This window comes from Erythrobacter sp. S43 (assembly GCF_057364955.1).
The window spans coordinates 2,484,711-2,501,086 of sequence record NZ_CP200285.1 but is presented as its reverse complement, the minus strand read 5'-3'; the positions used below and the strand labels follow the sequence as shown (position 1 = coordinate 2,501,086).

Here is a 16,376-nt window from a genome sequence, read left to right as displayed (position 1 = left end):
TTATCCTATTATCCGCGGCGCGATGGCTACCACAAAGACCACGAAGAACACCGCAATAAAGCCGTCCAAACGATCAAAGAAACCGCCATGGCCCGGGATGAGGCTGCTCGAATCCTTGACCCCGGCCCTGCGCTTAAGCCAGCTTTCAAAGAAATCGCCGCCTTGCGCGATGGCTGCGATCAGGAAGCCAGCAGCAACTGCGCCGAGTATGCTGAAAAGGCTGTAGCCCGGCAAAGCCGCCGCAGGCCCGAGATCGAAGATTTCATTGGCCACACATATCAAGCTCGCCGCCACGGCTCCGCCGAAATATCCGGCCCACGTCTTGGACGGACTGATCGAAGGCGCGATCTTGGGCCCGCCGATTGCTCGTCCCGCAAAGTAAGCGCCGACATCGACCGCGACGATGGGCAGAATGAAGCCAACCAGCGTTTCCAGCTCGGTGTATCCAGTCCCCGAGCCATCGGGCGGCCCGTTGCGCACGAACACCATCGCGGCGCAGGCACCGGAAACGTAGATCGCTCCGAAGAACTGCCATAGCACCTGCGCAAATGGGCTCGCGTTGAACAGCTGAACGAGGTTGTTCCACTCCCACAGAACAAGCCCACCGAGCAGAACCACGAAGCCGACCCAAACCCATCCGCCAAGCCACAGCGCGATCCAAGCGATGGATGCCATGACGAGAGCAGATATGAGCCGGGTCCCGAGATCGCTCTTCTTGGGCTTGGCTGCCGCGTTGGCGGGAATGTCACCGTCCGCCATAACGCCGCTCCCGCTGGGCAAAGTCATCGAGGGCTTGCTGCAAATGCTCCGGCTTGAAATCGGGCCAGAGCGTGTCGACGAACAACATTTCGGAATAGGCTGCCTGCCACAGCAGGAAGTTCGAAAGGCGTATCTCTCCGCTCGTGCGGATCAGGAGATCGAGCGGTGGGAGGTCAGCGGTATCGAGCTCTGCCTCTATGCTCGCAGCCGTTATCTCGCCTTTTGAAGCCGCTGCAGAAGCTGCGCGTGCAATCTCGTGCTGCGCGCCGTAATTTAGCGCAACCGCCAGTGTCTGCGTGCCGCCAGAGGTCTGCTCCAGTGCATCTTCAAGCATCGCGACAATATCTGGTGCCAACGCCCGCCAGTCTCCGATGATCTTCAGCTTCACGCCGTTATCAACGAACTCGGGCAGGTCCGATTTGATGAACTTGCGCATCAAGTTCATCAGGTCATCGACCTCGTCTTCTGATCGCTTCCAGTTCTCGGACGAGAAGGCATAGAGCGTCAGGCAATCAAGGTTCATGGGTTCGATCGCGCGCACCAGACGACGCACCGCCTCGACCCCGCGTTGATGGCCAATCGCCCGCGGCAGGCCACGTTTCTTGGCCCAGCGCCCGTTGCCATCCATGATGATGGCCACGTGCCTCGCACCTTGTGCCTGGCTATCGGGCCCCTCGCCCATTCGCTCTCCCCTCAGGACCCTACGCTCACTGCGTCAGGATTTCCTGAACCTTCTTCTCGACCGCGCCGTCGATATCGGCAACGTGCGTGTCGGTCAGCTTCTGGACCTCATCCTCAAGCCGCTTACGGTCGTCTTCAGAGATGTCCTTGGCTTTTTCGTCGGCCTTAAGCGATTCCATCCCGTCGCGACGCACATTGCGCACGGCGATCTTGGCCTTTTCGCCATACTCACCGGCGAGCTTGCCGAGATCTTTGCGACGCTCTTCAGTCAGGTCCGGCATCGGCAGACGGATAGTCTGGCCGTCGGTCATCGGGTTGAGGCCGAGATTGGCTTTGGTGATCCCCTTTTCGACCGCGCTGACGTTTGACTTGTCCCACACCTGCACGCTGAGCATGCGCGGTTCGGGGGCAGACACTGTGGCCACCTGCGCAAGCGGCATCATCGCGCCATAGACTTCGCACACCACCGGATCGAGCAAGCTGGTGTTCGCGCGGCCCGTGCGCAGACCCGAAAGGTCACTCTTGAGCGATTCAACGGCACCATCCATCCGGCGCTCGATATCGGCCTTGTCGTATTGCGGCATTGCGTATCAGTCCTTTTGTACGATTGTCTGGGTGCCTTCTCCGGCAAGAACGCGGGCCACATTGCCCCTCTCGCGGATTGAGAACACCACTATCGGAATGTCGTTCTCCCGGCAAAGCGCAACAGCTGTGGCGTCCATAACCTTCAGGTTGTCGCTCAGCACGCGGCCGTATGAGATCGTGTCGAAACGGGTCGCATCGGGGTTCGATTTGGGGTCACTGTCATAAACCCCATCAACACTCGTGCCTTTGAGCAGAGCGTCGCAGTTCATCTCTGCTGCGCGCAGGGCAGCACCGGTATCGGTGGTGAAGAACGGGTTGCCTGTGCCTGCCGCGAAGATGACGATGCGACCTTTCTCAAGGTGACGCTCTGCACGGCGACGGATATACGGTTCGCACACGGAGGACATCGGGATCGCGCTCTGCACCCGTGTCGGCACACCTTGCTGTTCCAGCGCGTTCTGCATTGCCAGTGCGTTCATCACCGTGGCGAGCATGCCCATATAGTCGCCCGTGGTCCGGTCCAGCCCGCGTGCCGCGCCTGCGACACCGCGGAAGATGTTGCCCCCGCCGATCACCAGACACACTTGAAGCCCGCTCTCCTGCGCCGCTTTCACCTCTTCGGCCAGCCGCGCAACGTATGCCGGATCAATCCCGTATTCCTGCTCTCCCATCAGCACTTCGCCTGACAGCTTCAGGAGAACGCGCTTTATCTCGGGCATGGCAGTGGATTGGGACATAGACGGTTCACTCGCTGGGATAGTGGGAAGCTGTGTTGCCCTTATCCGGCACGCATCGCCCTGCCAAGGGGGATAGCACCTAGCCTGCCGCAAGGCACCGGGTTTGCCACAGTTGATGTGAGACACAGACGTGAGTTTTGGAAAGTGTGACTTTCCAACAGTTTCTCATTCTTTTCAGAGTAGTAGCGGAGTATCTCATGATCAGCTTGTGACCTTTCGGTTTGGCGATGTCACCGCATCAAGAGGGACAGGGAGCCGCGCGATGAATGCGACGTCATCCTATGCACGGATCAAGGGGTAGGAAAATCGGGACAGCCATGGCCGCACCGCTTGCCTTCCTGTCCGGAAGTGCGCCACTCCAGCGCCATGAAAGCTCTTTTACGCACATTGCTGGCCAACCGAAGGGTTCAAGTTGCTTTGGTTTTGGCTATGGCGATTGCTGCTCTGCTGGCAGCCAAAGCCTATCTCGACACAATGCGCGATCCGGTGGTGCAGCGCCTGACAATCGAAAGCGAAGGGCTGCCAGCCGGTGCCGCGCCGGTCACCATCGCGTTCTTAACCGATATCCATGTGGCTGGCCCTGATATGCCGCCATCGCGACTTGATCGCATTGTCGAACAGGTCAACGCGCTGGAACCCGATCTGGTGGCGATCACCGGCGATCTGGTGAGCGAGAAACGCACCGCGACGCATATCTACGAGCCCGAAGAAATCGTCACCCCACTTGGCAATCTGAGCGCGACGCACGGTGTTGCGGTGGTGCCGGGCAATCACGATCACTGGTATGATTGGCCAGCCCTTTCCGCTCAATTGGCAAAACATGACCAGATCACCGTGCTTGAAAACAGCGCGGCGCAGATGGGACCCTTTGCCGTCGCCGGATTGGACGACGCCTTTGTCGGGCGTGACAATGTGGAGGCAACGCGCAAGGCGGTGATGGAGTTGGAAGGCATTCAATTGTGGCTCTCGCACAGCCCCGATGCCTTTCCCTCCATTCCCGTATCGGCGGAACTTGTCCTATCGGGCCACACCCATTGCGGGCAGATCGCTTATCCTTGGGGCGGATCGCCGGCAACAATGTCGGAATTTGGCGACCTGTATGCCTGCGGCGTGGTTGAGCAGCATGGGAAAACACTGCTGACCGGTGCGGGATTGGGGACAAGCCTGCTGCCCATCCGACTGTTCACTCAGCCTGAGATTTGGGTGATCGAAGTGCGGCCTGCGGAATAGCCGGGTCAGGGGACCACTTCGTACTGCAGGACCGGCCAACCGATTTTGTTCACGCGCTCCATAGGCGCAGCGACGCAGCGCCACGGGGTGTCTGCTTTGGCCTGAATGCGGGCGACGAGGGTGCTGATTACCTCTGGATTATCCGCGACCGCTTCAGTCCCGCCGAAATGGTCGACATATCTGTCCAAGAACTTTCTTGCCACCTGATCAAGCTCACTGATGTCCAGAGGTCGCCCCTTCAGGATCGAGGCACCGCCTCCACCCAGCAACAGGACGCACTTGTCTTCTTCCGGAAGGTAGCCAGCGATCAACGGCAAGTGATAATTGCCGATCCGACCGACAAACAGACGCTTCAGCAGGGGGTCTGTGAGCTTGACCTGCGCGCGCGAGAAGTTCCCACCGGTTGTCTGCGCAACATAAATGTCCGTTTCATCAGCACCCGGTGAAACCAGCGCGATCACATCACCAACCTTCGCATCCTCGTCGATCTGGACGGAAAGATAGGCCGCGTCCTTCTTCTGCAGGTCGGCAAGAAAGGCTACGAACTCTTCCGCCGAGAGAACCGTGCCATTGAGTGCGAATTCACCCGACGCGTTGACCGCCAGCGGGGGCTTATTGTCGAACTCGATATCTGTTTCGCCGAACGGCAGCTCAACGCGCAGGGAGTCGATGACCTTGGGGCGATCTTGGTCAGCGGCAGGGTCAGAACATCCCGAAACCGGCAAAGTCAGAACAGCTAGAGCGAGCGTGGCACACAGATTTTTATGAAGCATTCGAGAGGCATAGGTCAAAGCCACGCAAAAGAAAACGGCCAGCGAGCACAATGCCCGCTGGCCGCTTTGCTTAAGCGTATGAGAACGCGGAATTAGCCGCCGACAGCAGCCGCGACTTCTGCGGCGAAGTCGCTTTCTTCCTTCTCGATGCCTTCGCCGAGCTGGAAGCGGACGTAGTCGGTCAGCGTCACGCTGCCGCCATTGTCCTTGCCGAACTTGGCAACGGTGTCTTCGACGCTGGTCTTGTTGTCCATGACGAACATCTGCGACAGAAGCGCGTTTTCCTTCGCGTATTTCTTGATCGCGCCTTCGACCATTTTCTCCTGCACGTTCTCAGGCTTGCCGCTTTCGGCTGCCTTTTCCTGTGCGATCTTGCGCTCACGCTCGATCACTTCTGCGTCGAGACCGTCGGCGTTGAGAGCCTGCGGGAACATCGAAGCGATGTGCATCGCGATCTGCTTGCCGAACGGCTCGAGAACGTCTGCGCCAAGGTCGCTTTCCAGAGCAACCAGAACGCCGATCTTGCCGAGGCCTTCAGCCGCCGCGTTGTGGACGTAAGAAACAACCGCGCCCGAGCCGACCGAAACGGTCTGCATGCGGCGAACCTGCTGGTTCTCACCGATCGTGGCGACGTTGTTGGTCAGCTTGTCCGAAACGGTGCCGCCATCGGGATAGTCGGCAGCCTTCAGCGCTTCGACATCGTCGCTGCCGAGCGTCAGTGCGGTGGTGGTGGTTTTGCTCACGAAGTCCTGGAACTGGTCATTCTTCGCAACGAAGTCAGTTTCCGAGTTCACTTCAACGGCAACGCCCTTGGTGCCTTCAACAGCAACACCAACGAGACCTTCAGCGGCGGTGCGCGAAGACTTCTTCTGAACAGCAGCCAGACCTTTGGCGCGCAGCGCGTCCTGCGCCGCTTCGATATCGCCGTTTGCTTCGTCGAGAGCCTTCTTGGCGTCCATCATGCCTGCGCCGGTCATTTCGCGCAGTTTCTTCACATCAGCAGCGGTAAAAGCAGCCATGGTGATTTCCTTTTTCATCAATTGGGGGCGCCGGGTGGCCTCGATTAAGAGGATGCCCGGCGCGCTAGTTTTTTGACTTGTGACGCGTGCGCGACGATTATTCGGCAGCGGCTTCCGCGGGCGGTTCAGCCATTGCACCGACGTCTGCGCCGCTGTCTGCAACCGCGCCGCCCTTACCAGCGGTCGCGGCGTCGCCGATGGCCTGACAGTACAGGCGTACCGCGCGGGCTGCGTCGTCATTGCCCGGTACAGGGAATGCGATGCCGGTCGGGTCAACATTGGTGTCGAGGACCCCGATTACCGGAATGCCGAGCACAGCAGCTTCTTTAATCGCCAGGTCTTCTTTGTTGGCGTCGATCACGAACATCACGTCCGGAATGCCGCCCATGTCGCGGATGCCGCCGAGTGAAAGCTCAAGCTTGTCTTTCTTACGGGTAAGGTTGAGCACCTCTTTCTTGGTCAGACCGCTCGTGTCACCCGAAAGCGTTTCTTCGAGCGATTTGAGTTCGCGGATCGAACCGGAAATGGTCTTCCAGTTGGTGAGCATGCCGCCCAGCCAACGGTGGTTGACGAAGTGCTGGCCCGATGCGCGGGCAGCTTCAGCGATAGGCTCTTGCGCCTGACGCTTGGTGCCGACGAAAAGAACCTTGCCGCCTGCGCGAACGGTTTGCTCGACGAAATCGAGAGCGCGCGCGAACAGCGGCACAGTCTGCGACAGGTCGATGATGTGAACACCGTTGCGGTTGCCGAAGATGTACGGCTTCATCCGCGGGTTCCAGCGGTGGGTCTGGTGGCCGAAGTGTGCGCCGGCCTCAATCAATTGCTGCATGGTGACGGTAGTGCCCGCCATAGGTAATTCCTTTCCGGTTGTTCCTCTGGAAGGCGTGGAACTGCCGGCGGAGATCCCGCTGGCAGCACCGGTATGCAGTGCCTTCCATGTGAATTTCGCTGATTCGGGTCTCCGAACCGGCGATGGCGGAGCCACTAGCCGCCCTTACCCACAAAATCTAGTGCAATTACGCATTGCGGAACACAAATGGAACAAAAGTGCTTGACGTTCCGGAACACTTAGGGAACAGAAGGCGCGGAACAAACGTAGTACAGTCAATCTGTAACCACCGCAGTAGCTGCAACGAACAAGGCTCCGAAGGAATTCAATTATGATCGCAATGACAATCGCAGCGCTATTTGCAGTGGTCGCGTTCTCCGGTGGTTTGTCGCTGCTGGACAGCTGGATCCGTGGCCGTTTGGCTTATCGCACGATCAGCCGCGAGCGCGCGCTGATGAATGCTGGCTTTGTCCCTGTCGTAGAGTCGAGTGAATTGCGGCTGCGCAACCGGACGCGCATTGCTCCGTCCGCGCCCCGTCACCTTGGTCAGAATGCCGTTATGGATGGCCGGGCGCGGCTTCTCGCTCACGCGCGCGCCGCCGCTTGATCTTTCCATATTTAAAGAGCGCGTAAGGCATCAGAGCCAAATAGCCCGCACTTATCACAGTCAGTGACCACCATGGCTCGAGCAGCAGTGCTGCGAACATCAGCGTGGTGAACAGGATGAAGCCGAGCCGCATTCCTTTGCGCGGGCGGATAGAACCCCAACTTAGCGTCGCCATGTTGGAGATCATCAAAACCGCGATAAGGCTCATCCAGATGGCAAGGATAAGTGGATCGCGGAACTGATCCATGCCGGTCGCAAGCCAGAGATAAACAGGCGTTGCAGCGATCCCTGCGCCGACAGGTGCCGGAACACCGGTCAGGAAACCGGCGGATTTGTGCGGTTGCTCATCAACGTCGATCTGTGCGTTGAAACGCGCGAGGCGCAGCGCGCAGCACACGGCAAATGCCAAGGCAGCAAACCAGCCGAACCGTTCCAGATCCTTCAAAGACCACATGAACATGATGATTGCGGGGGCGACGCCGAAAGATATCGAGTCCGCAAGGCTATCGAGCTCGGCCCCGAAGCGTGACTGGGCGTTCAGAAGTCGCGCGATCCGCCCGTCAATGCCGTCGAGAATTCCCGCCAGCACAATCGCAAGCACCGCGTAAGACCAGTTTTCGTCAATGGCGAAGCGGATGCCGGTCAGACCCGCACACAGTGCCGCAGCGGTGATGGCATTTGGCAACATGGCCCGCAGCGAAAGCCCGCGCGCATCCGCGACACTCTCGACATCCTCGTCTTCAGCCGCCTTTGGACCGAGCCGCGCAGCAAACAGCCTTTGGCCGACGTTTCTGCCTCGCTTGCTCAAAGCCCCCTCATCAGTGGGCAACGCCCTCTAGAAGTTTCTGAGTACCCAGTTCGGCAATCACAGTCTCGCCCGCGATACAGCGCTGACCGCGCAGAACCGCCGGACTTGTGCCTTCGGGAAGATAAACGTCCACACGGCTGCCAAAACGGATCAGGCTAATGCGCTGCCCCTTCGCCACCGTATCGCCCGGTTTCACAAACGGAATGATGCGCCGCGCGACCAATCCGGCAATCTGGGTGAAGCCAATGGAGAGGCCATCGGCGCGCTGGATCAGCAGATGCTGGCGCTCGTTTTCCTCACTCGCTTTGTCGAGGTCGGCATTCATGAACTTGCCGGGCATGTAAACGACACGCCGCACCGTACCGCCAATCGGCGCGCGGTTAATGTGCACGTCGAACACTGACATGAAAATCGACACGCGCGTTACTTTACCGGCCGGAAGCCCCGGACTGCCGAGACCGTCATCAATCTGCAGCTCAAGCGGCGGCTCAACTTCGGTGATCAGCGACACGACACCGTCAGCCGGTGACACCAGCGCCTCCTCCGCAGAAGGCACCACGCGTTCAGGATCACGGAAAAACGCAAAAACGAAGGCCGAAACGCCAAGCAGCGGCCACCCGACAATCTCCCAGTCCATAAACAACAGGAAGAACAGGCTGATCACCACAGCGATCACACCAAACTTGCGTCCTTCAGGGTGGATTGCGGGCCAGTTCCAACCAGCCTCGCCGCGCCCCTGATTATCTAGAATCTCACCAGCCATGCCGCGGCATTTAGGTGCTCGGATGCTGCCAAGCAACCTAGCGCGTCAGATTGCGCACCGCCTTTTGGCGTTAACGACCATGCAGCTCGAGCCCAACACCTGCCGAAGCATCTGAATTCTCAGCCTGTGATGCGCAGTGGAATGCTTCACCTTTAAGTAAGATATTTACCATATTTCGAGCCCCCATGACGAGTAACGCTGCAGCCGCACCGGAATTGCCGGGCAAGAATGACGATTTGCCAAGCCGCTGGCTGGGCGAAGTCCCGATTTATGTGATTGCCGCTGTTTTGCTGTCGGTCTGCGTCGGCTTGCTTGTGTCGCAGGGGGTGACCCTAGGCGTTGGCGCCATCATTGAAAATACGCGCCTGTTCCTGCTGTTTGCGCTGGTGCTGGCGATCTACGATGCGGTTCGGCAGCTCTATCAACATCGCCCCTCAAGCCCGATCGGGTTCCTAAGAGAGCGCTACAGCTCACCCGCATTGCGCAACAAGATCCTCAGTGGCTTGCCCTTGCTGGCGGTTGCCATTCTGGCTCTTCCCTTCTTTTCGAAGATGAAATCAGCCATCCCGCTGTTCAACGATTACACGTGGGATGCCGCATTCATCGAATGGGATCGTGCACTGTTCTTTGGCTATGATGCCTGGGAAGTGATGCAGCCCGTCATCGGGTTCCCCATCGTAACCGCGTTTCTCGCGCTGCTTTACCACCTGTGGTTCCTGCTCCTTTACCCCGGCGTGATGTTCTTCGTCTTTGCCAAAATGGATAGCTCGGTCAGGCGGCAGTTCTTCCTCACCTATGCTCTCAGCTGGGCTTTGGTTGGCGGATTGATGGCGACCATGCTTGCATCGGTTGGCCCCTGCTTCCTCGGCCCGATCTTGGGCGATTGGCACTATGGCGGGCAGATGGAATATCTATACGCCGCGAACAACGAAGTGCCGATCATGGTGCTGAACGTGCAGGAAATGCTGCTCGAATGGTACGCCGATGCAGAGAATGGTTTGGGTAGCGGGATCACCGCCATGCCCAGCATGCACTGTGCGATTGCGTTCCTTTATTGGATCGCGGTGCGCCGCGTGCACAAAGGATGGGGCATGTTCTTCGGCGCGTTCTTCTTCATCACCTGGATCAGCAGCGTGCACCTCGCCTACCACTACGCAGTAGACGGCCTCGTCTCGCTAGTCGCGGTGGCAATAATCTGGAAAATGTCGCAGGCGATTATCGGCGCGTGGGACACGTTCTTGGCGCGTCAGGCAACCTTGCGCACAAACACCGTACCGGCCGAATAACCCGCGCCAAAGCTGCAGATCAGGCCGGTGTCACCTGTGCCCAGATCATCGCTGTGCTGATGGAATGCGATGATCGAACCTGCGCTTGAAGTGTTACCATAGGTGTCGAGCACCGTCGGGCTTTCGTCTTCATTCGCCTCATGGCCCAGCACTTTGTGTGCGATCAGACGGTTCATGCCTGTATTCGCCTGGTGCAGCCACATGCGGCGAAGCGTTGTCGGGTCAATCTGGAGCTTGCCCGCCTCATCGATGATCATCTGTGCGACCATCGGCACGACTTCCTTGAACACCTTACGCCCTTCTTGGACGAAAAGCTTGTCGGCCGTGCCCTCGCCTTCGGGGGCTGCACGGTTGAGGAAGCCGAAATTGTTGCGGATGTTGTTTGAGAAAACGGTCTTCAGCTTGGTGCCGAGGATTGCCCAGTGGTTCTCGGGAGCGATTGCCTCGTCTTCCACCAAAACGGCAGTCGCCACATCACCGAAGATAAAGTGGCTGTCCCGGTCGCGCCAATTGAGGTGACCCGAAGTGATTTCCGGGCTGACGACCAAGACGCTCTTGGCATTGCCAGCGCGGACATAATCCGCCGCGGTCTGGATGCCGAAGGTCGCCGATGAGCATGCGACGTTCATGTCAAAGCCAAAGCCTTCGATGCCCAGCGCCTGCTGAATCTCGATCGCCATCGCGGGATAAGCGCGCTGCATATTCGAGGCCGCGCACAAAACCGCGTCGACATCTTCCGGTTTGCGCCCTGCCCGCTCCAGCGCTTGCTTGGCCGCTTTCACGCCAATCTCGGCCATGATCGAGATTTCGTCGTTAGATCGCTCTTCAATATCCGGACGCATTTTTTCCACGTCGAGGATCGCATCTTTGGTCATCACGTGCCGCGCTTTGATGCCGCTCGCCTTCTCGATGAACTCGACCGAGGAATGCGACAGCGCCTCAACCTCGCCCGCCGCAATCGCATCGGCGTTCTCGGCATTGTGCTTGTCGACATAGGCATTGAAGCTTTCGACGAGCTCTTCGTTGGTGATCGATTCGCTGGGGGTGAAGAGGCCCGTCGCGGAGATAACGGGGCGGTGTGTGAGATGCATATCGTCCATGGCCGCGCGCAATACTGCCAGCGTCACGCGCGGGCAAGTGTCCAAGCTTGTGGGTTTCCGGACTGTCCAGAATTCTGTACATCGTGCGGGATGACAGTTTTCGGCACCCTGATTGTCTTACACATCATCACCGGCACGGTGGGTTTGATCGCGTTCTGGGTGCCCATCGCTACGGGAAAAGGCAGCCAGCCGCATCGCCGCTGGGGCCGGATCGGTTGTTATGGCTTTATCGGTGCTGGCGTGCTGGCCATCGCAATGGCGATCCTTTCGCTGACCGCCTATCCAGACCGTGTTCCATCGATTGAGGACCGCGCCGCGTTTCGCGGGCTGCTGGGCTGGATGATGCTCTATCTTGGCCTGCTGACCCTTGGCTTTGCCGATTACGGACTCGCGGTCGTGAAGCACGCGCGCAATCACAAGGCGCTGCGCTCATTCCGATACCAAGCCGTGATCGCAGCGGTGATGCTTAGCGCATTGTGGAGCGCATTCTATGGCTGGCAGGTGAGTCAGCCGACCATGATCATGGTCGCTATCTTCGGTCTGGCCGCAATGGCGATTCAGCAGCTCTATATTTGGCGCAGCGAAGTTCCGCGCGCGATGTATGTTGGTGAGCACTTTCGAGCCCTGATCGGAATGGGTATCTCGGCCTACACCGCGTTTCTATCTGTAGGCCTGGTGCGCTATTTGCCAGAGCTGGTCTTCAACCCGATCATCTGGGCAGGCCCCAGCGTCGTCGGCGTGGGCCTGATCATCTTTTTCACGCATCAGGGAAACAAGCAGAAGAAGCGCAAAGCCACACCCCCAGCGGCCGTCGGCAGCAAGGCCTGAATCATCGCGCGCCTTTGGCGATCTCGACTGCCTGCTTTGCCAGATCGGTCACCGCCTCAAAGTTACCAGCCTCGATATCAGCTTTCGGCGTGAGCCAGCTTCCCCCACATGCAATCACGTGTGGCAGCGCGAGGAAATCGGGCAGATTGTCAGCGGAAACACCGCCAGTCGGCATGAATTTCATTTCGCGAAACACCGAGCCCAACGCTTTCAACATAGGCACCCCGCCGGCGAGGCTCGCCGGGAAAAACTTCACATTGCGTAGACCCAGAGCATAGGCGCGCTGCACTTCACCTGCCGTCATGGTGCCGGGAAAGAACGGGATATCTTCCGCCAGACAATATTCGGCGATCTCATCGACCAGACCGGGTGAAACGATGAACTCCGCGCCGCTGTCCACGACCGACTTGGCTTGATCGAGCGTCAAGACCGTTCCTGCCCCGACGATCAATCCCTCAGTCCGCTGCAGGATTGCTTCCATGCCCTTTTGCGCGCCATCGCTGCGCATCACGACCTCGATGATCGTAAGCCCGCCAGCCGCCAACGCCTCGGACGTCGCGACCGCGCGACCTGCATCATCGTCATCGACAAGCGGCACAACCGGTGCGGTAGCGAGGCGTTGGGAAAGATCGTCGTAGGTCATGGGTCTTGCTCTGCTTGCTGGAGTGCAGAGCGGTCATGGCACATGGAAGAGCAACGGTTAAGACCGTATACTTATGCAGCGATGCGATCTTGTTTGGGGCCGGTGGTGGACAGGGCTGGATTCGAACCAGCGTACGCTTGCGCGGGCAGATTTACAGTCTGCTGCCTTTAACCACTCGGCCACCTGTCCACACATGGGCCTTTTCGAAGAAGCAAAGCGCTTCTGAAAGAACGCACAACCCGTGGGCTGTGCTGCCGAGAGGCGCCCCTTTGGCGAAGCGGCGCTTGCCTGTCAATGGGGCGACTGGCAGGGGAGCGGATGAAGTGCAAAATTCAGACAAGAAAATGGAAATAGGCGATGGCCAAAGGTGACAAGAAACGCGCGCTGCGCGGACGCGCGGGACGGATGAAAGGTGGGCGCGGATCCGGCAAGGCGACTTCAGGCAACGTTCGACTGTGGGGCCGTCATCCTGTTGAAGCTGCGCTAAAGAACCCAGAACGCCAGCACCGAAAGCTGTGGGCGACGCGCGATGGAATTGACACATTGGACGGAGAGCTGCCGCCCGATTTTCCAGTCGAGTATGCCGATGTAACGGACCTCGCCCGATTGGTCGCGAAAGACGCCCCGCATCAGGGACTTGTTCTGGAATGCGAGCCGCTCCCCACCCGTTTCCTCGATGAGGTTGCAACCGGCGATCCCAAACGGTCAGTGGTCCTGCTCGATCAGGTTACCGATCCGCACAATGTCGGCGCCATCTTGCGTTCGGCGGCTGCCTTTGGCGCAGCATGTATCGTCACCCAAGATCGCCACGCCCCGCCCGAAGGCGGCGTTCTCGCCAAGTCCGCCAGCGGTGCTCTGGAAACCGTGCCGTGGGTGCGCGTCGTCAATCTGGCGCGCGCAATGGATGAGCTGGCAGAGGCCGGATACTGGCGCATCGGCCTTGCCGGAGAAGCCGAGGCCACGCTTGAAGAAGCCCTGCCCGCTGGCCCCGTCGCGCTGGTTCTAGGGGCCGAAGGCGAAGGCATGCGGCATAATATCACGCAGCATTGCGATGCCCTTGCGCGATTGCCAATTTCTTCGGATATTGAAAGCCTTAATGTATCCAATGCGGCGGCGATTGCGCTATATGCCACGGCAACACGCAGCTAGGTGCATCAACAGGGGAGCACTTGAATGAACAGGAACGGCCTTCGCGGCTTCATCGCGCTCATCAGCGCAGCTTTTTTGATGACCGGTTGCATGCTGGTGCCGGGCAAGTTCACGTCCGAGCTTGAGCTGCTAAGCGATGGCAAGTTCACCTATCGCTATGATGGCGAAATCTACCTTCTCGCGATGAGCCAGCTGGCAGAGGCCGGCGCAATGTTTGGCGAAAGCGGAGAGACCGACTTCGTCGAACAGCCGTGTTATGTCGACAGTGCCGATGAAGAAGGCGCGACCGAAGAGACTGAAGCGCCCGTAAGCTCGCTCTTCCCCGATGATACCGGTGAAGCCGTTGTCGAAGAAGAAGGTGAGGACGAGGATGATTACTCCCTTCTCAAAGAGCGCGATTGCACCGAAGAAGAGCTCGCAGAACAGCGCGAAGTTTATGACGAAGCTCAAGAACGCAAGCGCAAACAGGCCGAGCAGCAAGCGCAGATCATCAACCTGCTATTCGGAGGCCTCGACCCATCCGATCCGGAATCGGCAGACGAACTGGTCAAGCGCCTGAAGCGCCAGCGCGGTTGGAAAGAGGTCGAGCATCTCGGCGATGGCAAATTTAACGTCTCGTTCGAAATCACTGCCACGATGAGTCACGACTTTGTGTTCCCGACATTCGAGAAATTCCCGATGAACAACTTCATGCTCACCGCCGCGGTGCGTGAGCCGAACACAATTCGCATCGATGCTCCCGGCTTCGCGGTTCAAGGCGGCGAAGGACCATTGGGCGGCATGATGTCGGGCATGGTGGGTGTGATGCAGGCCTTTGGCGATGATGAAGATCGCGAGCTTGCGCAGGATATCCCGGAGCTCGACGGGACGTTCGCCATCATCACCAATGGCCGCATTCTGGCCAACAACACCGATGAAGGTCCGATTGAAGTTGAAGGCACCGACATGCAGCGGATTGAATGGACGATCACGTCACGCACGCGCTCAGCGCCGATGGCGTTGATCGGATTGGATTGAGTGAGTTCAGGGAGAGAAGAAAGATGACTGCAATGACACCCATCCGCTTGCGCGCCGCTGCGATGCTAGCGGGCCTCTCGCTGATGCTGACCGGTTGTTTCATAACGCCGGGAAAGTTCACGTCCGAGTTGACGATCCTTGAGGATGACCAATTCACCTTCACCTATGATGGGGAAGTCTATCTTCTGGGTCTATCCAGCTGGATCAAGGCGCAGCAAGAACGCGATCGATCACAAAGGGAGTTCCGCGCCTATTGCTATGGCTCGGCTGAAGATGCTGCAGCAGAGGCGGTTGTGGAAGCCGCTGAAGCGGCCGCAGAAGATGCAGTTGAGGAAGCTGCTGAGGCGGCCGGGGACTCTTCGTTCCAAGAAACTTCAACCGATGAACCGACAGCGGTCGCGGTGCCTGCTCCGCCCCCTCCGGTGTTAATCGAGACAGTGGACGAGGGGTATTCAGGGTCACGCGAATGCACGCCGGAGGAAGAAGCCCAGCAGCGCAAAGAGTGGGAAGAGCGTCAAGAGCGTCGTCGCAAACGTGACGAAGAACAGATGGAACAGTTCTCCAAACTCATTGGCGGCGTCGATCCTAGCGACCCTGAGGCTGAGCAGAAGCTTGCCGATGTCCTTCTCCGTCAAAAGGGTTTTGAGAAGGTCGAAGTCAAAGGCGACGGCCTGTTCGAGATCAGCTACAAAATCAGCGGTACGCTTAGCCACGATTACATGTTCCCGATGATGGAGGATTTTCCGACCACCAACCCCTTCGTGCAGATGTTCCTGCGTGATGGCGACAAGGTGCGGATCAATGCGCTTGGCTTTGCCCCGCAATCGGTCAGCAATCCGCTGATCCCACTGATGATGGCAGCGCCCGGTTTCGGCGGAAGCCGCAACCGCGAAATGGAAGCCTTGAGCGACATCCCCGATGTCGAAGGGACATTTACGATAATCACAACAGGCACGGTCCTCGCCAACAACACGGATGAGGGCACTCAGATCGAAGGCGATCGCCAAAAGCTGACCTGGGTCATCGACTCCAAATCCAAAGGCTCGCCCACGGCGCTGATCGGGATGCCCCGCTAAGCCAACTCCAACCGGCAAACAAAAGCCCCGCCAATCACAAGGATCGGCGGGGCTTTTTGGTGCGCGCGCATTCGCGCTGCCTGATCGCGGGTCAGTTGACCGCGTCTTTCAGACCTTTGCCTGCTTTGAACTTGGGCTGCTTGGATGCTTTGATCGTCATCGGCTCACCGGTGCGCGGGTTGCGACCTGTCGATTCCTTGCGCTGCGCCACTGAGAAAGTGCCGAAGCCAACCAATCGCACTTCGTCCCCTTTCGACAGTGCTTTTGTGATGGCGTCAAAAACGCCTTCTACCGCGCTAGAGGCGTCGTTTTTCGAAAGGCCAGTCGAAGCCGCCACTTCGCCGATCAGATCATTCTTGTTCATCCGTGAACCCCCTTTGTCCGTCTGCCGTAACCGTTGATGTGAATCAGATGTCACAAAGTGCGTGAATTGAGACGTTTTTCTGCGGGCTGTCAAAGGTAAAAGCCGCCGAAAATCGCCGTTTT

General features: G+C 58.6%; 19 protein-coding genes and 1 tRNA gene. 7 read left to right on the top strand and 13 right to left on the bottom strand.

Going from position 1 to position 16,376, the window contains the following annotated elements; translation table 11 throughout:
- Genes AC0V6K_RS12310 through pyrH form a run of 4 tightly spaced genes read right to left on the bottom strand, consistent with a single transcriptional unit; the run spans position 1 to position 2,762 of the window.
- On the bottom strand, positions 1 to 786 hold the full coding sequence (locus AC0V6K_RS12310) for a phosphatidate cytidylyltransferase (RefSeq protein WP_472622647.1): 786 nt from the start codon (positions 784 to 786) through the stop codon (positions 1 to 3).
- Positions 746 to 1,441: a polyprenyl diphosphate synthase gene (uppS, locus tag AC0V6K_RS12305; RefSeq protein WP_472622645.1), complete on the bottom strand. Its 696-nt coding sequence runs from the start codon at positions 1,439 to 1,441 to the stop codon at positions 746 to 748. Before uppS ends, AC0V6K_RS12310 begins: the two co-directional genes overlap by 41 nt.
- Before the next feature lie 25 nt (positions 1,442 to 1,466).
- Positions 1,467 to 2,024: a ribosome recycling factor gene (frr, locus tag AC0V6K_RS12300; protein WP_472622643.1), complete on the bottom strand. Its 558-nt coding sequence runs from the start codon at positions 2,022 to 2,024 to the stop codon at positions 1,467 to 1,469.
- A 6-nt stretch (positions 2,025 to 2,030) separates the two neighbouring features.
- Positions 2,031 to 2,762, bottom strand: coding sequence for a UMP kinase (gene pyrH / locus AC0V6K_RS12295; RefSeq protein ID WP_472622641.1), 732 nt, complete (start codon positions 2,760 to 2,762; stop codon positions 2,031 to 2,033).
- A gap of 366 nt (positions 2,763 to 3,128) precedes the next feature.
- On the opposite strand from pyrH, the gene AC0V6K_RS12290 reads away from it, so the two are divergent.
- Entirely contained in the window at positions 3,129 to 3,992 is an 864-nt protein-coding gene (locus AC0V6K_RS12290) for a metallophosphoesterase (RefSeq protein ID WP_472622639.1), read from the top strand.
- A gap of 5 nt (positions 3,993 to 3,997) precedes the next feature.
- Here the strand turns inward: AC0V6K_RS12290 and AC0V6K_RS12285 are convergent, their stop codons facing one another.
- The 3 genes from AC0V6K_RS12285 to rpsB form a co-directional block, all read right to left on the bottom strand.
- The gene (locus AC0V6K_RS12285) at positions 3,998 to 4,765 is read right to left on the bottom strand and encodes an ExbD/TolR family protein (protein WP_472622637.1); all 768 of its coding nucleotides are present in this window, start codon (positions 4,763 to 4,765) and stop codon (positions 3,998 to 4,000) included.
- Positions 4,766 to 4,857: 92 nt separating this feature from the next.
- The gene (tsf, locus tag AC0V6K_RS12280; RefSeq protein WP_472622635.1) at positions 4,858 to 5,784 is read right to left on the bottom strand and encodes a translation elongation factor Ts; all 927 of its coding nucleotides are present in this window, start codon (positions 5,782 to 5,784) and stop codon (positions 4,858 to 4,860) included.
- Positions 5,785 to 5,881: 97 nt separating this feature from the next.
- Entirely contained in the window at positions 5,882 to 6,634 is a 753-nt protein-coding gene (gene rpsB / locus AC0V6K_RS12275; RefSeq protein ID WP_472622633.1) for a 30S ribosomal protein S2, read from the bottom strand.
- A 310-nt stretch (positions 6,635 to 6,944) separates the two neighbouring features.
- Here rpsB and AC0V6K_RS12270 point away from each other — a divergent pair, with 310 nt between their 5' ends.
- Positions 6,945 to 7,220, top strand: a complete 276-nt coding sequence (locus AC0V6K_RS12270; protein WP_472622631.1) for a hypothetical protein — start codon at positions 6,945 to 6,947, stop codon at positions 7,218 to 7,220.
- Here AC0V6K_RS12270 and pssA read toward each other — a convergent pair.
- Together pssA and AC0V6K_RS12260 are read right to left on the bottom strand one after the other, a co-directional pair.
- Positions 7,171 to 7,908 carry a CDP-diacylglycerol--serine O-phosphatidyltransferase gene (gene pssA / locus AC0V6K_RS12265; RefSeq protein ID WP_472626141.1) on the bottom strand — a complete coding sequence of 246 codons (738 nt, stop codon included), beginning with the start codon at positions 7,906 to 7,908 and terminating at the stop codon, positions 7,171 to 7,173. The two genes, AC0V6K_RS12270 and pssA, sit on opposite strands and share 50 nt — an antisense overlap.
- A 130-nt stretch (positions 7,909 to 8,038) precedes the next feature.
- Entirely contained in the window at positions 8,039 to 8,791 is a 753-nt protein-coding gene (locus AC0V6K_RS12260) for a phosphatidylserine decarboxylase (protein WP_472622629.1), read from the bottom strand.
- A 185-nt stretch (positions 8,792 to 8,976) separates the two neighbouring features.
- Between AC0V6K_RS12260 and AC0V6K_RS12255 the strand changes: the two genes are divergently transcribed.
- Complete coding sequence (locus AC0V6K_RS12255) at positions 8,977 to 10,077, top strand: phosphatase PAP2 family protein (RefSeq protein WP_472622627.1); 1,101 nt, start codon at positions 8,977 to 8,979, stop codon at positions 10,075 to 10,077.
- Here AC0V6K_RS12255 and AC0V6K_RS12250 read toward each other — a convergent pair.
- On the bottom strand, positions 10,038 to 11,177 hold the full coding sequence (locus tag AC0V6K_RS12250) for a beta-ketoacyl-ACP synthase III (protein WP_472622625.1): 1,140 nt from the start codon (positions 11,175 to 11,177) through the stop codon (positions 10,038 to 10,040). The two genes, AC0V6K_RS12255 and AC0V6K_RS12250, sit on opposite strands and share 40 nt — an antisense overlap.
- Positions 11,178 to 11,267: 90 nt before the next feature.
- Between AC0V6K_RS12250 and AC0V6K_RS12245 the strand changes: the two genes are divergently transcribed.
- The gene (locus AC0V6K_RS12245) at positions 11,268 to 12,005 is read left to right on the top strand and encodes a hypothetical protein (RefSeq protein ID WP_472622623.1); all 738 of its coding nucleotides are present in this window, start codon (positions 11,268 to 11,270) and stop codon (positions 12,003 to 12,005) included.
- Position 12,006: 1 nt separating this feature from the next.
- Here AC0V6K_RS12245 and AC0V6K_RS12240 read toward each other — a convergent pair whose 3' ends face one another.
- Positions 12,007 to 12,648, bottom strand: coding sequence for a bifunctional 4-hydroxy-2-oxoglutarate aldolase/2-dehydro-3-deoxy-phosphogluconate aldolase (locus AC0V6K_RS12240; protein ID WP_472622621.1), 642 nt, complete (start codon positions 12,646 to 12,648; stop codon positions 12,007 to 12,009).
- Positions 12,649 to 12,751: 103 nt separating this feature from the next.
- Positions 12,752 to 12,837 (bottom strand) — tRNA-Tyr (locus AC0V6K_RS12235).
- A gap of 168 nt (positions 12,838 to 13,005) precedes the next feature.
- Here AC0V6K_RS12235 and rlmB point away from each other — a divergent pair.
- From rlmB to AC0V6K_RS12220, 3 genes are read left to right on the top strand one after another with little or no spacing between them, the layout of a single operon-like run.
- Entirely contained in the window at positions 13,006 to 13,797 is a 792-nt protein-coding gene (gene rlmB, locus AC0V6K_RS12230) for a 23S rRNA (guanosine(2251)-2'-O)-methyltransferase RlmB (RefSeq protein WP_472622619.1), read from the top strand.
- 24 nt (positions 13,798 to 13,821) lie between these two features.
- Complete coding sequence (locus AC0V6K_RS12225; RefSeq protein WP_472622617.1) at positions 13,822 to 14,814, top strand: ATP synthase subunit B family protein; 993 nt, start codon at positions 13,822 to 13,824, stop codon at positions 14,812 to 14,814.
- Between the two features lie 32 nt (positions 14,815 to 14,846).
- The gene (locus AC0V6K_RS12220; RefSeq protein ID WP_486172654.1) at positions 14,847 to 15,890 is read left to right on the top strand and encodes a hypothetical protein; all 1,044 of its coding nucleotides are present in this window, start codon (positions 14,847 to 14,849) and stop codon (positions 15,888 to 15,890) included.
- Between the two features lie 91 nt (positions 15,891 to 15,981).
- Here the strand turns inward: AC0V6K_RS12220 and AC0V6K_RS12215 are convergent, their stop codons facing one another.
- Complete coding sequence (locus tag AC0V6K_RS12215) at positions 15,982 to 16,254, bottom strand: HU family DNA-binding protein (RefSeq protein ID WP_472622613.1); 273 nt, start codon at positions 16,252 to 16,254, stop codon at positions 15,982 to 15,984.
- Positions 16,255 to 16,376 lie beyond the last annotated feature (122 nt).

Excerpts from the sequence above, each read along its gene's own strand:
- AC0V6K_RS12240 (WP_472622621.1), bottom strand. The coding sequence starts at position 12,648 with ATGACCTACGACGATCTTTCCCAACGCCTCGCTACCGCACCGGTTGTG.
- AC0V6K_RS12250 (WP_472622625.1), bottom strand. The coding sequence starts at position 11,177 with ATGGACGATATGCATCTCACACACCGCCCCGTTATCTCCGCGACGGGC.
- AC0V6K_RS12255 (WP_472622627.1), top strand. The coding sequence starts at position 8,977 with ATGACGAGTAACGCTGCAGCCGCACCGGAATTGCCGGGCAAGAATGAC.
- uppS (WP_472622645.1), bottom strand. The coding sequence starts at position 1,441 with ATGGGCGAGGGGCCCGATAGCCAGGCACAAGGTGCGAGGCACGTGGCC.
- AC0V6K_RS12310 (WP_472622647.1), bottom strand. The coding sequence starts at position 786 with ATGACTTTGCCCAGCGGGAGCGGCGTTATGGCGGACGGTGACATTCCC.
- AC0V6K_RS12225 (WP_472622617.1), top strand. The coding sequence starts at position 13,822 with ATGAACAGGAACGGCCTTCGCGGCTTCATCGCGCTCATCAGCGCAGCT.
- rlmB (WP_472622619.1), top strand. The coding sequence starts at position 13,006 with ATGGCCAAAGGTGACAAGAAACGCGCGCTGCGCGGACGCGCGGGACGG.
- pyrH (WP_472622641.1), bottom strand. The coding sequence starts at position 2,762 with ATGTCCCAATCCACTGCCATGCCCGAGATAAAGCGCGTTCTCCTGAAG.
- pssA (WP_472626141.1), bottom strand. The coding sequence starts at position 7,908 with ATGTTGCCAAATGCCATCACCGCTGCGGCACTGTGTGCGGGTCTGACC.
- AC0V6K_RS12285 (WP_472622637.1), bottom strand. The coding sequence starts at position 4,765 with ATGCTTCATAAAAATCTGTGTGCCACGCTCGCTCTAGCTGTTCTGACT.
- AC0V6K_RS12260 (WP_472622629.1), bottom strand. The coding sequence starts at position 8,791 with ATGGCTGGTGAGATTCTAGATAATCAGGGGCGCGGCGAGGCTGGTTGG.
- AC0V6K_RS12215 (WP_472622613.1), bottom strand. The coding sequence starts at position 16,254 with ATGAACAAGAATGATCTGATCGGCGAAGTGGCGGCTTCGACTGGCCTT.
- AC0V6K_RS12270 (WP_472622631.1), top strand. The coding sequence starts at position 6,945 with ATGATCGCAATGACAATCGCAGCGCTATTTGCAGTGGTCGCGTTCTCC.
- AC0V6K_RS12245 (WP_472622623.1), top strand. The coding sequence starts at position 11,268 with ATGACAGTTTTCGGCACCCTGATTGTCTTACACATCATCACCGGCACG.
- rpsB (WP_472622633.1), bottom strand. The coding sequence starts at position 6,634 with ATGGCGGGCACTACCGTCACCATGCAGCAATTGATTGAGGCCGGCGCA.
- frr (WP_472622643.1), bottom strand. The coding sequence starts at position 2,024 with ATGCCGCAATACGACAAGGCCGATATCGAGCGCCGGATGGATGGTGCC.
- AC0V6K_RS12220 (WP_486172654.1), top strand. The coding sequence starts at position 14,847 with ATGACACCCATCCGCTTGCGCGCCGCTGCGATGCTAGCGGGCCTCTCG.
- AC0V6K_RS12290 (WP_472622639.1), top strand. The coding sequence starts at position 3,129 with ATGAAAGCTCTTTTACGCACATTGCTGGCCAACCGAAGGGTTCAAGTT.
- tsf (WP_472622635.1), bottom strand. The coding sequence starts at position 5,784 with ATGGCTGCTTTTACCGCTGCTGATGTGAAGAAACTGCGCGAAATGACC.